Source organism: Rhodococcus mengyinensis (assembly GCF_048381435.1).
Lineage (GTDB): Bacteria > Actinomycetota > Actinomycetes > Mycobacteriales > Mycobacteriaceae > Rhodococcus_F > Rhodococcus_F opacus_D.
On sequence record NZ_JBLWIT010000060.1, the window covers coordinates 1 to 13,719 of the forward strand.

15 protein-coding genes are annotated in these 13,719 nt (G+C 66.0%); 4 read left to right on the forward strand and 11 right to left on the reverse strand.

The features are described from left to right. The 4 genes from ACNJ7E_RS12360 to ACNJ7E_RS12375 form a co-directional block, all read left to right on the forward strand. The coding region (locus tag ACNJ7E_RS12360) for an SRPBCC family protein (RefSeq protein ID WP_418340020.1) at positions 1-965 on the forward strand (965 nt) is incomplete at its 5' end. Continuing rightward, positions 962-1,345 (forward strand): gas vesicle protein GvpJ, encoded by a 384-nt coding sequence (gene gvpJ, locus ACNJ7E_RS12365; RefSeq protein WP_280783769.1) that lies wholly within the window; start codon positions 962-964, stop codon positions 1,343-1,345. The genes ACNJ7E_RS12360 and gvpJ, both read left to right, overlap by 4 nt. Then, the gene (locus ACNJ7E_RS12370; RefSeq protein ID WP_280783768.1) at positions 1,345-2,121 is read left to right on the forward strand and encodes a GvpL/GvpF family gas vesicle protein; all 777 of its coding nucleotides are present in this window, start codon (positions 1,345-1,347) and stop codon (positions 2,119-2,121) included. Before gvpJ ends, ACNJ7E_RS12370 begins: the two co-directional genes overlap by 1 nt. 4 nt (positions 2,122-2,125) lie before the next feature. Next, on the forward strand, positions 2,126-2,365 hold the full coding sequence (locus ACNJ7E_RS12375) for a gas vesicle protein GvpG (protein ID WP_105423879.1): 240 nt from the start codon (positions 2,126-2,128) through the stop codon (positions 2,363-2,365). Between the two features lie 558 nt (positions 2,366-2,923). Here the strand turns inward: ACNJ7E_RS12375 and ACNJ7E_RS12380 are convergent. From ACNJ7E_RS12380 to ACNJ7E_RS12430, 11 genes are all read right to left on the reverse strand, one after another. Then, on the reverse strand, positions 2,924-3,724 hold the full coding sequence (locus tag ACNJ7E_RS12380; protein ID WP_280783767.1) for an SDR family NAD(P)-dependent oxidoreductase: 801 nt from the start codon (positions 3,722-3,724) through the stop codon (positions 2,924-2,926). A 25-nt stretch (positions 3,725-3,749) separates the two neighbouring features. After that, positions 3,750-4,772, reverse strand: a complete 1,023-nt coding sequence (locus ACNJ7E_RS12385; RefSeq protein WP_280783766.1) for a sugar ABC transporter substrate-binding protein — start codon at positions 4,770-4,772, stop codon at positions 3,750-3,752. After that, positions 4,769-5,782: an ABC transporter permease gene (locus tag ACNJ7E_RS12390; RefSeq protein WP_280783765.1), complete on the reverse strand. Its 1,014-nt coding sequence runs from the start codon at positions 5,780-5,782 to the stop codon at positions 4,769-4,771. The genes ACNJ7E_RS12385 and ACNJ7E_RS12390 overlap by 4 nt, the downstream gene beginning before the upstream one ends. After that, positions 5,779-6,777, reverse strand: a complete 999-nt coding sequence (locus ACNJ7E_RS12395; RefSeq protein WP_418340021.1) for an ABC transporter permease — start codon at positions 6,775-6,777, stop codon at positions 5,779-5,781. The genes ACNJ7E_RS12390 and ACNJ7E_RS12395 overlap by 4 nt, the downstream gene beginning before the upstream one ends. Then, positions 6,770-8,323, reverse strand: a complete 1,554-nt coding sequence (locus tag ACNJ7E_RS12400; RefSeq protein WP_418340022.1) for a sugar ABC transporter ATP-binding protein — start codon at positions 8,321-8,323, stop codon at positions 6,770-6,772. The genes ACNJ7E_RS12395 and ACNJ7E_RS12400 overlap by 8 nt, the downstream gene beginning before the upstream one ends. A 259-nt stretch (positions 8,324-8,582) precedes the next feature. After that, positions 8,583-9,365: an SDR family NAD(P)-dependent oxidoreductase gene (locus ACNJ7E_RS12405; protein WP_120661805.1), complete on the reverse strand. Its 783-nt coding sequence runs from the start codon at positions 9,363-9,365 to the stop codon at positions 8,583-8,585. Positions 9,366-9,440: 75 nt separating this feature from the next. After that, positions 9,441-9,830 carry a nuclear transport factor 2 family protein gene (locus tag ACNJ7E_RS12410; protein WP_418340023.1) on the reverse strand — a complete coding sequence of 130 codons (390 nt, stop codon included), beginning with the start codon at positions 9,828-9,830 and terminating at the stop codon, positions 9,441-9,443. Between the two features lie 49 nt (positions 9,831-9,879). Beyond that, complete coding sequence (locus ACNJ7E_RS12415; RefSeq protein ID WP_489686833.1) at positions 9,880-10,956, reverse strand: maleylacetate reductase; 1,077 nt, start codon at positions 10,954-10,956, stop codon at positions 9,880-9,882. Next, positions 10,953-11,849 carry an intradiol ring-cleavage dioxygenase gene (locus tag ACNJ7E_RS12420; protein WP_280783760.1) on the reverse strand — a complete coding sequence of 299 codons (897 nt, stop codon included), beginning with the start codon at positions 11,847-11,849 and terminating at the stop codon, positions 10,953-10,955. The genes ACNJ7E_RS12415 and ACNJ7E_RS12420 overlap by 4 nt, the downstream gene beginning before the upstream one ends. Positions 11,850-11,863: 14 nt before the next feature. Further along, positions 11,864-12,589 carry an SDR family NAD(P)-dependent oxidoreductase gene (locus ACNJ7E_RS12425; protein ID WP_280783759.1) on the reverse strand — a complete coding sequence of 242 codons (726 nt, stop codon included), beginning with the start codon at positions 12,587-12,589 and terminating at the stop codon, positions 11,864-11,866. 44 nt (positions 12,590-12,633) lie between these two features. Further along, the gene (locus tag ACNJ7E_RS12430) at positions 12,634-13,485 is read right to left on the reverse strand and encodes a sugar phosphate isomerase/epimerase family protein (protein ID WP_280783758.1); all 852 of its coding nucleotides are present in this window, start codon (positions 13,483-13,485) and stop codon (positions 12,634-12,636) included. Positions 13,486-13,719: the final 234 nt, after the last annotated feature.

The window sequence follows — 13,719 nt, forward strand, 5'->3', positions numbered from 1 at the left end:
GCGGTAAGGGCAAGAAGCTCAAGTTGACCAATATCGTCGAAACGATCGATGTCGGTGTCCCGGTCCAACTGGCGTATAACCAGTGGACCCAATTCGCCGACTTTCCCTCCTTCATGAAGAAGGTCGAGCGGGTGGAGCAGGAGGCGGACGAGAAGCTCGAGTGGAAGGCTCAGATCTTCTTGTCGCACCGGACCTGGGAAGCGTCGATCATCGAGCAGGTTCCGGATGAGCGGATCGTGTGGCGCTCGAAGGGTGCCAAGGGTTTCATCGACGGGGCGGTGACGTTCCACGAGGTGACTCCCGATCTCACGCGCATCGTTCTGATCCTCGAGTATCACCCGAAGGGCTTGTTCGAGAAGACGGGAAACCTGTGGCGTGCACAGGGGCGACGAGCACGGCTGGAATTGAAACACTTTGCACGCCATGTCATGACGCAGTCCATTCTCCATCCTGACGAAGTCGAGGGCTGGCGCGGGGAGATCCGGGACGGCAAGGTAGTCGAACCCGAGGATGCCGAGGACAACAACGAGGAACCCGCTGACGACGAGACCGACGAGTACGAGGAGGAGGAGCCGGAGGAGGAGACCGGCGAGGACGAGGAGGAGGAGCCGGAGGAGGAGACCGGCGAGGACGAGGAGGAGGAGCCGGAGGACGAGACCGGCGAGTACGAGGAAGACACCGCCGAGGCGGAGGAGGAGCCGGAGGACGAGACCGGCGAGTACGAGGAGGAAGAACCCGAGGAGGAGCCCGCGCCGCGCCGGCGTCCCGAGCCGCGGCGGCGTCGTCCCCGGAAGGCCGCAGCAAAGAAGGCCCCCGCGAAGAAGGCCCCCGCGAAGAAGGCCCCCGCAAAGAAGACCACAGCGAAGAAGACCACAGCGAAGAAGACCACAGCGAAGAAGACCCCTGCAAAGAAGACCGCAGCGAAGAAGGCAACGCCGCGGCGTAGGAGAGGAGCACGCGCATGACCACGGCCGGTGGACCCAGCTCGAGCAGTCTCGCCGACGTCATCGACACCATCCTCGACAAGGGCCTGGTGATCGACGCGTACGTGCGAGTCTCGCTGGTCGGCATCGAACTGCTGACGATCGACGCCCGCGTTGTTGTCGCCAGCGTCGACACCTACCTGCGGTTCGCGGAGGCGGTGAACCGGCTCGAGATCGGCAGCGAGCCGAAGGGGCTGTCCGAGATCGTCTCGGGTGCCACCGAGGGCGGTGCCAAGCACAAGACGAAGGGGGCGCTCGAATCGGCGGGGGAGAAGCTCGGCGGCCTCCTCGGGGGCGGGGAGGAAGAGGAAGAACCAGAGCGAGAACGAGTGTCGCGCAGGTCGACGCGAGGTGACCGGTGATGGCTACCTCGGAGCAGACGAAGAAGACGACCGGTGTGTATGTCTACGGCATCGTCCCGGCCGACGTCGAGGTCGCCGAGGATGCGACCGGGGTCGCGGACGGCACCGTGGAGGTGATCACTCAGGGTGACATTGCCGCCCTGGTGAGCGGACTGTCGGTGGATCGGGCGCTCGGGGCGCCCGGGGACCTGCGGGCGCATGCGGATCTGCTGGACGGGGTGGCCGGGGTGGCGCCGGTGCTACCGCTGCGGTTCGGTGCGGTGCTCAGTGACGCCGACGCCGTGCAGGAGGAACTGCTGTCGGCGCACGCGGACGAGTTCAGTTCTGCGCTCGAGCAATTGGCGGGCAAGGCCCAGTACATCGTGAAAGGCCGGTACGTGGAGAAGGCGATCCTGCGGGAGATCCTCGACGAGGACGATCAGGCGGCGGCGCTGCGCGAGGAGATCCGCGACAAGTCGGAGGACGCGAGCCGGCAGGCACGGATGGCCTTGGGGGAACTGGTGAGCAACGCGATCGCAGCCAAACGCGAACAGGACACCCGCAGGGTCGTCGAGGCGCTCGACGATCTCGCCTCGTCCGTGAACGTGCGCGAACCCACGCACGAGGAGGAGGCCGTGCAGGTGGCGCTGCTCGCCGATGTCGAGCGTCAGGACGAGCTCGAACAGGTGCTCAGTGCGCTGGTCCAGGAGTGGGACGGGCGGGTGGAGATGAAGCTGCTCGGACCGCAAGCGGCATACGACTTTGTGGTCACCCCGAAGCCTGAGGGGCAGGGCTGAAGGCATGGGTCTGTTCTCGTTCATCGTCACCTTGCCACTGCAACCGGTCAAAGGGGTGATCTCGCTGGCGGAGTTGATCCAGCGGCAGGTCGAGCAGGAGTTGCACGATCCGGCGCGCGCCCGCCGGGCGCTCGAGGAACTCGAGGAGGCCCGGGAACGTGGTGAGATCACCGAGGAAGAGGAAATGCAGGCGCAGCAGGCGATCCTCGACCAGATGACGGGCGGTGGCGAATCCATCCCCTGACTGAGTAGGGCAAACACGGCAGCACCGAGACCCGATCCGCCGCAACGGCGGAAACGAAAGACGGCTGCCAGCCTTATCAGAGGGTGAGGGGAAGGCCAGCCGCTTCGGCGCACCGGATCCGTTCCTCGATACTGCCAGGATCGTCACCGCGCGCGAGACCGGTGCTGATGGCGGCGGCAATGGCGCGGGTGCGTCCGTGGTTGTCAACACACTTCTCGTGCAGGTCACGCCTGGCAAGAATCCGACCCTCCTGTCCTCGACCGTCGGTCAGTCGATGCGCTCAGCGAGCCGGTATGGACGAGAAACGTTTGTGTGAACCGTAAATCGTGTCAGTCCTGCGGGGTTCCGCGTTCACGCGGACGCGGTCGAAACGACATCGCGGAGTAGCACGGACCGAGTGGACGAGCCGGTTCGCCATGCGCACACAACTTTAGTGAGAGTAAATATCGGGAGGGCGACGTGGAGCGCAGAACCCAGCCCAGGAAGGTGGCGACACGACGAATCGGGGCCTGTCGATGTTCTGACAGGCCCCGATTCGGTGCGCGTGTGCGCTGTGGGTCAGGTGATGCTGCGGAATGATCCGCCGTCGACGCCGTAGACCGAGGAGGTGACGTACGAGGCTAGGTCGGAGGCGAGGAAGACCACCACGTTGGCCACTTCCTCCGGAGTTCCGATGCGCTGCAGAGGAAGTCCGCGATGTTTCATCTCGACGTCGATGGACACCTCGCGGTGCACGCCGTGGACGGCGGCGAAGGTGTCGGCGAGGCCGCCCTCCATCAGCCACATCGGCGAGAGAATGGGGCCGGGTGCGACCGCGTTGACTCGCACGAGTGGCCCCTCGCTGATGGCCAGCGAGCTGGTGAACGACAGGATGGCTGCCTTGGACGCGGCGTAGTCCGGTCCGGCGGCGATCGGCTGGCGGCCCAGGTCCGAGGCGTTGTTGACGATGACACCGCGTCCGGCGGCCCGCATGGCCGGCAGCACGTGGGTGGTGGCGCGGACCTGGCTGAGGAAGTTCAGTTCGAGGGTGGAGACCCAGTCGGTGTCGGTGAGGCTGTCGAAGGTTCCCAGGCTGCCGGCGCCGACGTTGTTGAACAATACGTCCACCCGGCCGTCGTAAGGGGCGAGGACCTCGTCGAGGCCGCCGGTCACTCCGGTCTCGGTGCTCAGATCGGCTACGGCGTAGTGCACCTCGGTGACCTGCTCGAGTTCCTTGACGAGGATGTCGAGGCCGTGCCGGTCGCGGTCGAGCAGGGCGAGGCGGGCGTTTTCCGCGGCGAAGGCGCGTGCGGATGCGGCTCCGATTCCGGAGCCGGCGCCGGTGATGACGACGACCTTGTCCCCTAGTCCGGTTTCCATCGTGATTCCTCTCGGGCGTGGGTCGTTAGTTGGTGGCGGGTTCGGAGTACCCCCCGGGCAGGCAGCCGTTGGGGGTGAACTCGTCGAGGTTGTCCTTGGTGACCACCGGCAGCGGCATGTAGCTGACCGGCGGCACGTCCTTGCCGGCGAGGACGTCCGTCATGGTGGTCAGGGCGTGGGTGGAGTCCCAGCATGGTGACTGGAACAGTGTTGTCGCCATGGAGCCGTTCTCGAGCAGTGACCGGGCGACCGGGGCGTAGTTGTGGCCGAGGAGTTTGACCTGTCCGGCCATCCCCGCGGCATCGAGGGCCTGGGCGGCGCCGGAGGCCATGATGTCGTCCGGGGTGACGAGGGCATCGATCTGGTTGCCGAATCGGCTGATCAGTGAGCTCGCTGCGGTCTGGGCCTGGTTCTTGTCGAAGTTGCCCGGCTGGGAGCCGAGGAGCTTGATGTCGGGGTGGTTGGCCATCTCGCGTTCGAGACCGATCTGACGGTTGATCGCGGCCGCGTTGCCCGGGGTGCCGCCGATGTAGACGTAGGTTCCCTTGCCGCCGAGCAGCTTCGCGAGTTCCTTGCCCTGGAGTTCGCCGATTCGTTGGTCGTTCGGCCCGGTGAACGCGTGGTACAGGCTGGTGTCGAGGTCCTCGGGGGGCTGGGAGTTGCTGATGTCGACCGGAATTCCTGCCCGCTGGGCCTGGATCAGCATCGGCTGTTCGGCGCCGTAGAGCGCGGGCCAGATGACGATGCCGTCGACCTTCTTGGCGATCGCGATCTTCATCTGCGACGCCTGTACCGAGGCGTCGTAGTTCGAGTTCATCACGAACGCGTTGACGTGGTGTGCTTCGGCTGCCTTCCGCAGGGACGAGACGTAGTTGCGGCCGTACTCGTGGTTGCGGTCCATCGGCACGAGGAAAGCGATCGTCGGCCAGTCCTCGTTGTCGGTTGCCGCGCCGGGAGCGCCGCACGCGGTGCCGGTCAGCACGGTGGCCGCGCAGACGGCGATCGCGAGTGCGGCCCGGCGGAACAGTGAATTCTTGTGCGCCATCATCGTGCCTTTCCTGCTGCGGCAGCTGTGTGGTCCGAGGATGCACCGGTGAGGGGACCGAGCAGCGACGGCAGCCGCAGGGCCCGCACACCCTCCTTGGTCAAGACGATCGCGGCGAACAGGATCGCGCCGATGGCGATGCTCTCGACGCTCGAGTCCAGCCCGCTCATCTGCAGGCCGATGCTGATGCCGCCGAGTGCGACCGCCCCGATGACGGCGCCGATCACGCTGGCGCGGCCACCGGACAGGCTTGCACCGCCGACGACGGCGGCCGCGATCGCCAGCAGCATCACCGTCGATCCCAGGGTGGGTGAGGCGGCGACCAGGTTGAGGGTGTCGACGACACCGGCGAGGCCGGCGACGCAGCTGCAGATGATGAAGGCGAGGATCTTGCGGGTGTCGATCGAGATCCCACCCGACGCCGCGGCTTCGGCGTTGCCGCCGATGATGTAGAGCTCACGGCCGGTACGCATCTTGGTCATGAAGAACCACAGGGCGGCGGTCGCGGCAACGGCAATGACGATGTCCGGGGTGATCTGCCCGATCAGCGGGACGCTGAATTCCAGCGCCCGGGTGGAGTCCTGCAACGGCACCGGGGCGCCGTCGGTGATCGCCAGGGCGAGACCTTGCAGGGTGATCAGCATGCCGAGGGTGGTGATGAAGGAGTTGATGCCGACCTTGACGACCAGGAGACCGTTGATCAGTCCCACCACCGCACCGGTGATCAGCGCGAGGGGGATCGAGACGGCGAGGTTGCCGGAGACCTGCGCGGCGACGGCCGCGGTGACGGCCATGGTCGATCCGACGCTGAGGTCGATCTCGCCGAGGACGAGGACCGGGACCAGCGCGATCGCCACCAGCCACACGTCGACGATGCGGGACAGGGCGATGCCGTAGGAGCCGAGTGCGGTCGGCTGTACCGCCAGCAGCACCACGACGACCAAGGCAAGCAGGATCACCGCCCGGAATGCGGTCCAGCTCTTGAACTGGGTCAGAAGAGTGTGGCCGTTCATTTGAGACCTCCACGTCGGCGCAGGATGGCGTCCGCCGCGAGGGTCGCGACGATGATGAAGCCCTGCACGAACTGTTGCCATTGGAACGGCAACCCGGCCAGGGACAGCACACTGAGCAGCACCTGGACGAACGCGACACCGAGGACGGTGCCCAGGATCGACCCGCGGCCGCCGAAGAGGCTGGTGCCACCGATGACAACGGCGGCGAGGGCGTTGAAGTCGTAGCCGGCGGACATCGTCGAGACAGCACTCGAGCTGTAGCCGGCCAGCGCCATGCCCGCCGCGGCGGCCCCGAGCGAGGAGACGGCGAAGGTGAGGGTGAGGGTGCGGGTGGTGTTCAGGCCGGCGATCCGGGCGGCACCGCGGTTGGTGCCGGTGGCCCGCAGCGAGTACCCGAAGCTGGTGGCGGAGAGCAGGTTGTGGGCGAGCACCGCCACGACGGCGAAGATCAGGAACACCACCGGAATGCCGGCGACGGAGGCGTTGCCGATCCACGACAGCAGCGTGGTGTTTCCGGAGTACTGGGCCCCACCGGTGATGTAGTTGAGCACGCCCATGCCGGCGGTGGCGGTGGCCAGGGTGACGATGACGCCGTTGCCGCGCATCAGTCCGGCGCCGATGCCGTTGACGATCGCGAACCCCAGGCACGCCAGGATCGCGGCCGGTGCGGCCACGGCGATGCCGTGCGGGCTCAACGCGATCACGACGATGGCGGCGAGGGCGATTTGCGGCACCACCGACAGGTCGATGATCAGGCCCGAGACGACCACGAACGTCATTGCCAGTGCGACGAATCCGAGGAAGGCGCTGTTACGCAGCAGCGTGCCGAGGTTCTGTGCGGACCAGAAACCGTCGAGTCCGACCGCGGCGAACAGCAGTAGTGCGATCAGCGCCCCGGTGACCACGATGGCGGTGGGGTTCTCATCGAATTTGCGCCGCAGGGGCGGCAAGTAAGGTGCGACCTTCCCTGCCGGCGCGATCTGGGTGTCAGACATGTGCGGCTTCCTTACGTTGGTGCGTGGTGTCGTGATGGGTGCCGAGCCGGACGATGGCCTGTTGGTCGGCCTCGGCGGCGGACAGTTCGCCGGTGATCGTGCCGTCACGCAGGACCGCGATCCGGTCCGACAACGACAGCAGTTCCTCGAGGTCGGAGGAGACGACGATGACGGCGGTGCCCTTCGCGGTGAGGTTGCGGACCAGTTCGTGGATTTCGGCCTTGGCTCCGACGTCGACGCCGGCGGTCGGCTCGTCCAGGACGAACAATCGCGGATTGGTGGGCAGCCACCGGCCGAAAGCGACCTTCTGCTGGTTGCCGCCGCTGAGCAGTTTCACGGTGGCCGAGCTGTGGGCGGGGCGCAGGTTGACCTCGCCGGCGAGGCCGGTGGCCATCTTTTTCAGTGCCTTGGTGCGGATCTGTCCGAACCGGCTCAGCGCGGTCAGCGAGGGCAGCGCCAGGTTCTCGCGCACCGACCGGGCCAGCAGCACCCCTTCGGTGCGGCGGTCTTCCGGGACGAAGGCGACGCCGGACCGGACCGCGGAGCGGTAGGAACTGATGGTGCGGCGGTGGCCGTCGTAGCTGAGGGTGACCGATCCGCGGGAGCGGGGTTCGAGGCCGAGGATGGCCCGAACCAGTTCGCTGCGGCCCGAGCCCATCAGACCGCCGAGACCGAGGACCTCGCCGGCACGGACCTCGAGGCTGGTGCCGAACACCCCCGGCGCCCAGAGGTTGTCGACGGACAGCACCACCTCACCGAATGAGTCGGTCTTCTCTTCCCGCTCGTGTTGTTCCTGGTCGAGCAGTTTCTGCCCGACCATGCTCTCGACCAGCCGATCCGTGGTGGTCTCGGCGAGGTCGAGGTGCTCGACCAGGCGGCCGTCGCGGAGCACGGTGGCGCGGCTGCACAGTTCGAAGATCTCCCGCAGCCGGTGCGAGATGTACACGATGGTCACACCCTGATCGCGCAGGGACTCGAGCAGTTCGAGCAGCTGGTCGGTCTCCTGGGGTGTCAGGGAGGCGGTGGGCTCGTCGAGGATGAGGATCTGCGGGTCCAGGCGCAACGCCTTGGCGATCTCGACGAACTGTTGCAGGGTCGCCGGCAGCTGACCGACGAGGGTGTCGGGGTCGATGTTCACGCCCAGCCGCGCGCACAGTGCGGCGGCGATCGAGCGCATGGCTTTGCGGTCGACGAGTCCGTGTTTGGTGGGAGTGGTTCCGACGCAGATGTTCTCGGCAACGGTGAGGTCCGGGCAGAGGCTCAGTTCCTGATGGACCAGTGCGATGCCGGCGGCCTTGGACGCTACGGTTCCCCCGGACAGCGGTTGCCCGGAGACCAGCACCTGCCCCTCGTTGGGGCTGTAGAGGCCGGCGAGCACCTTCATCAGCGTGGATTTGCCGGCGCCGTTCGCGCCGACGATGGCGTGGCAGGTACCCGAGTCGATGCGGATGCTCACGTCTTTGAGCGCGTGCACACCGCCGAAGTGCTTGCTGACCCCGGTCGCCTCGATGGCAGCGGGTGACGAAGCGGGAATCTGTGAGGTCACGGGAGGGCTCCTGATACAGGCTGGGAAATAACGCGGTACTGCGGGGCTCGGGGGTAGAGACGCCCCAGACGGCTTTTCATCGTTACTTAACCGTGTGACGCACACCCTAGCATCTAGTTCAGTGTGACTGTCAACACTAGGGGACTTTAGAGTTATACCGGGAAAGATTCACTACGGCTGAATGCAGACGCGGTGGTAACCGATCGGGTGAATCCCGACCGGTTACCACCGCGGTGTCTGCGCAGGGGCGGCCGGAGGTCTAGAAGAAGACCTGCTCGCCGCCGGTGAGGTTGAGGGCGGAACCGGTGGTGAACGAGGCCTCGTCGGAGGCCAGCCAGGCGACCATCCTGCCCATGTCCTCGAGAGTGCCGAAACGTCCTGTGGGAATCTTGGCGTCGAGGTAGTCCTGCAGCTTCTGCTCGAGCGTAATTCCCTCGCTCTGAGCGATTTCCGCGAACGACTTCTCCATCATCTCGGTGTGCATGCAGCCGGGGCAGATGGCGTTGACGGTGATGTTGTAGGGCGCCAGTTCCAGCCCGAGGGCCTGCGTCATCAAGATGACGGCCGCCTTCGATGCGGAGTAGACGCCCTCGTTGGGGCGGGCGAGCTTGCCGAGCTGGGAGGCGGTGTTGATGATCCGCCCCGACTTTTGCTCTTTCATCACCCGGGCGGCCGCACGGGATCCGTTGAAGACGCCGCCGATGTTGACATCCATGGTGCGGCGGAAGTCTTCGTCGGTGACGTCGGCGATTGCACCGTAGGTGTAAATGCCGGCGTTGTTGACCATGATGTCCAGGCGCCCGTGCGTCTCGACAGTGGAACCGACCAACTCGTCCACCGACGCCGCGCTGGACACGTCGACCTTGGCGGAGCTGCTCTTCGGGCTGCCGGCGGACTGCAGCGTGGCGGCGGTGTCCTCGGCGCTGTGCAGGTCGGCGCAGACGACGGTGGCCCCGCGCCGGGCGAGTTCGACGGCGATGCCCTCACCGAGTCCGCGGCTGGCTCCGGTGACGATGGCGATCTTGTTCTCGAGGGTGGACATGGGGAATCCAATCTGGTGTTCGGGTGGGGTGAGCTCCGCCGGCACACCGGTGCACGGGGGAGTCGGGTGGGGGGGTTACGCGGTGGGCACCGGGGTGGGCTGGTAGGCGAGGAATCGCCAGCCCGCATCATCGGTGTACTTCCATACGGCCAGGCACCGGTTACGCAGCTCCTTCTCGCGTCCGCCGGCGGTGATGCTGGCGTTCATCTCACCGATGACGAGCGCGACGTCGTCGACGATCCGGATGAACTCGATCGGGTGGTCGATGTCGTGATAGACGTAGTAGCCCGACCGCACCTTGTCGAGGTAGGAGTCGAGGCTGTCCGTGTCGCCGGAGGAGTGCGAGTAGGCCAGGTCGGGGTGGCTGAGCTCGGCGAACCGGGCCAGGTCCTGGTCGACGATCGCCCGGTACCGGGCGTTTTCGAGATCCCGGATGGTAATCGTCGCGTCGTGGGTAGCTGTCACGTCGGCTCCTGTGCTGTTCAGGGTGGGTGAGGGTGGGTGTCGTACCGGGTCATCGGCGGGTGGGCCGATCGCCGCGCAGAGCCTGGCCGAGGAGGTGGCGCAGCCCGTCCTCGGTGACCGGGGTCGGGTTCGAGTAGGGGTTGGACAGGACCTCGTCGATGACGGCAGGGAGTTGGGTTTCGCGCACGCCCAGTTCTTCGAGCGAGTGCGGGATCTGCAGTTGCTGTTCGAGGTCCCACAACGCGGTCGACGGGTCACCGTCGGCGCCCAGGGCCCGCTGCAAGGCGGCCCGCGCTGCCGGGGCGTGGGATTCGTTGTAGGCCAGCACGTAGGGCAGCACGATCGCGTGCGTCTGGGCGTGCGGCAGGTCGAGGGATCCGCCGAGGACGTGGCAGAGCTTGTGGTGCAGCGACATCGTGGTCGCCCCCAGGCAGGCGCCGCACAGCCATGCCCCGTAGAGGGCTTTCGCTCGGGCGTCGAGATCGTTGCCGTCGGCGACCACCGCGGCCAGAGATTCGGCGAAGGCGCGTACTCCCTCTTCGGCCATCAGCGAGATGATCGGCGAGGCGTCCGGGGCATAGAGCGCCTCGACGGCATGCGCGACCGCGTTCAGACCGCTGGCGGCCGAGATCTCCGCCGGCAGCGTGGCGGTCAGCTGTGGGTCGTAGATGACGCTCTGCGGCAGCACCTTCGCATCGCGCCCAGTCTGCTTGCGCCCGTCGCGGGTCAGACCCCAGATCGGGGTCATCTCCGATCCGGCGTAGGTGGTGGGGATCGCGATGATCGGTAGCCCGTGTTCGAGGGCGATCGCCTTGCCGAGGCCGATCGAGGAACCACCGCCGATCACCACGCAGCTGTCCGCGCCGAGCTCACGGGCCCGGTCCCGGGCGCGGTCCGCGGTCTCGACCGGCACGTGCATGCGAGCCTGGTCGAAGATGCCGGCACCGCGGTCACCGAGATGATCCATGACGAGATCGGCCAGATGCTTCTGCTCGGGGGTACACAGCACCAGCGCCCGGCTCAGCCCGAGTCGGTCGAGTTCCTCCCCGACCTTGGTCACCGCGCCGACTTCGAAGCTCACCCGCATCGGCAGGGCCTGATAGTGGAAGGAGCTGGTGAAGGTCACAGTCCGGCCGCCTCTCGTACCTCGGATTCAAGCAAGGTCACATCGAAATGGACCGTGCGAAAAGGATTGTCGAACCCGAGCTCGCGGGCCCGTTCCGGGTCATCGACCACCGGAAACTCCCGGATCAGGCTTTCCTTGACCCCGAACACGACATCGGAGTCGATATAGGGGGTGCCGTCGACGAACAGGTGGGTGGTGACCGGTTCGTGGCCGGGTGCGGTGACGATGAAATGCACGTGCGCCGGCCGGTTGGGATGGCGTCCGGTGATCGCCAGCAGTTCCCCCACCGGTCCGTCGTCGGGGATGGGGTAGTACCGGGGAACGATCGAGCGGAACCAGAACTTGCCCTCGTCGTCGGTGGTGAATAACCCGCGCAGGTTCAGTTCCGGCTGGATGCCGGGTTGCTGGACGTCGTAGAAGCCTTCGGCGTTGGCCTGCCACACGTCCACGCTCGCCCCGGCCAAGGGGGTGCCGTCCGCGCTGCGGACCTGCCCGGTCACCAGGCACGGCTCACCACCGTCGTCGAGGGCGATGGTGTCGCCGAGCTCGCGCGGCGGGGAGTCGACCATGTGGAACGGGCCCAGAACGGTCTGCTCGGTGGCGTGATCGAGGGCGCGGTGGTTGATCGTCTCGACCAGCATCGATACCCCGAGGACGTCGGAGAGCAGGATGAATTCCTGACGTACGTCGTTGCAGGTGTGCCCGGTGCGGGTGAGGAACTCGATGCCCTTCTCCCACTCGGACTCGGTGAGCTGGACGTCCTTGACGAAGTCGTGCAGGTGCTGGATCAGGGAGGTCAGAATCTGCCGCAGCCGGGGATCGGTGTCGGCTCCGAGGCTGTCGATCACCACCTCGGCTGAGCGGCCTTCGGTGAACAGTCCACGATCGGTCATCGGTTCAACTCCTTTCACGGTGCGGTGTAGCCGCCGTCGACCGGCAGTTCGATGCCGGTGACGTAACTGGCCTCGTCGCTGGCGAGGAACAGTGCGCCGTAGGCGATTTCGCGGGGATTGGCGGCACGCTTCATCGGGGTGGCGGCGATCACGTCGGCGGTGATCGCCTCGTCCTGAGCGTCGATCATCGGGGTGCTGGCCAGACCTGGGTGCAGGGAGTTGACCCGGATGCCATCGTCGACGTACGACAGGGCGGCGTTCTTGCTCATCATCCGCACCGCGGCCTTACTGGCCTGGTAGGCCGAGACCCCGGCGGCGCCGACGATGCCCCAGATCGACGAGACGTTGACGATCGAGCCGGCGTGCTGGGCCTGCATCGTCGGCAGGACCGAGCGCATGCCGTAGAAGACCCCGGTCTGGTTGACCGCGATGATGTTGTGCCAGTCGTTGAGGTCGATCTTGGCGATCGCTTCGTAGGAGCCGACCAGGCCGGCGTTGTTGACCAGGATGTCGATCCGCCCGTGCGCGGCGATCACCGAGTCGACGAGCCCCTGCCAGCTGTCGAGTTGGGTGACGTCGAGGGGCGTGAAGGTGATGTTCGGGTGATCGAACGGCTCCGGCTCGCGCAAGTCGCCGACCACCACCCTCGCGCCTTCCTCGGCGAACAGGTCCGCCGTGGCGCGGCCGATACCGCGAGCTCCGCCGGTGACGATAGCTACCTTCTGATCCAACCGCGCCATTGCGATGTCCTCTTCTTTCGGTATTCGATCCGTATCAGGCCAGGTCAGCGCAGGTACTTCATCGACGCTTCATAGGCGGCGGGAACGGCCTCGCCGATCGGGAGCTTGCGGTACGCGGCGGACAGGATCTCCACGCCGTAGATTCCGTCGTAGCCGGTCTTACGGATGGCGTCGACGAAGCCTTGGACGTCGAGTTCGCCCTCACCGGGAAGCCGGCGACCGTTGAAGGTGTCGGCGATGAGGTCACCTTCGAACGTCAATGGAGCATCGTCGAGTTCGACGTCGAAGATATACTTCGCCGGGATGTCGGCGAGAGTGTCGAAGTCGACGCCGGCGCGGGCGACGTGCCAAATGTCGATCAACAACCCGCCAGCGGGATGATCGGCCTTGGCGATGAACTCGAGTGCCTGCTGCGGCGTCTTGACGTTCACGAACGGCATCGGCTCGAACACCACCGTGGTACCGGCATTTGCAGCGTCGGTGCAGAGCTTCACGAACTCGGCCGCCATGTGGTCCGCATCGAATTCACCACCGCTGAAGTCGCCGCCGACCTTGATGTGGCGGGCGCCGAGGGCCTCGGCGGCCCGGAACATGTTCGCGCGAATCTCGTCCGCGGCCGCCCGGCGGTCGTCGGTGAGAAACCAGTTCTCCAGGAACTCGAGCTCGAGGTGAGCGATGCCGTTGTCGGCGAGCATGGTCTTGACGGTGGGCAACCCGTACTGCTGCTCGGCGTCGAGAAGATCCAGGTAACCAATGCCCACGCCGGTGAATCCGGCCTTCGCGGCAACCTCGATGCGCTCCTGGAAGCTGTGCGGACTGCGATCGTTCTCAGCGTTGCCGGCGTCGGCGTCACCAGCGGTCGTCCACGTTCCCGCGATCAATTCGATCTTGCTCACTATCAATTCTTCCTTCCAGAGGGGGTTGGGTGGGTTGCATCCTGCGACGTAGCGCAGGTTCACGACGATGCCAGACCGACCAACTCAATAATTCATCCTGGCTTAAATCTGTGACTCCAATCATGCAAGTCGTGTAGTGTGAATGTCAACATCGGGCGATGAACTGCGGTGTTGCACCACTGCCGGAGTTAAGCCAGAGTGGATATCGAGCGTCAGACACACAGAACGGGGCAC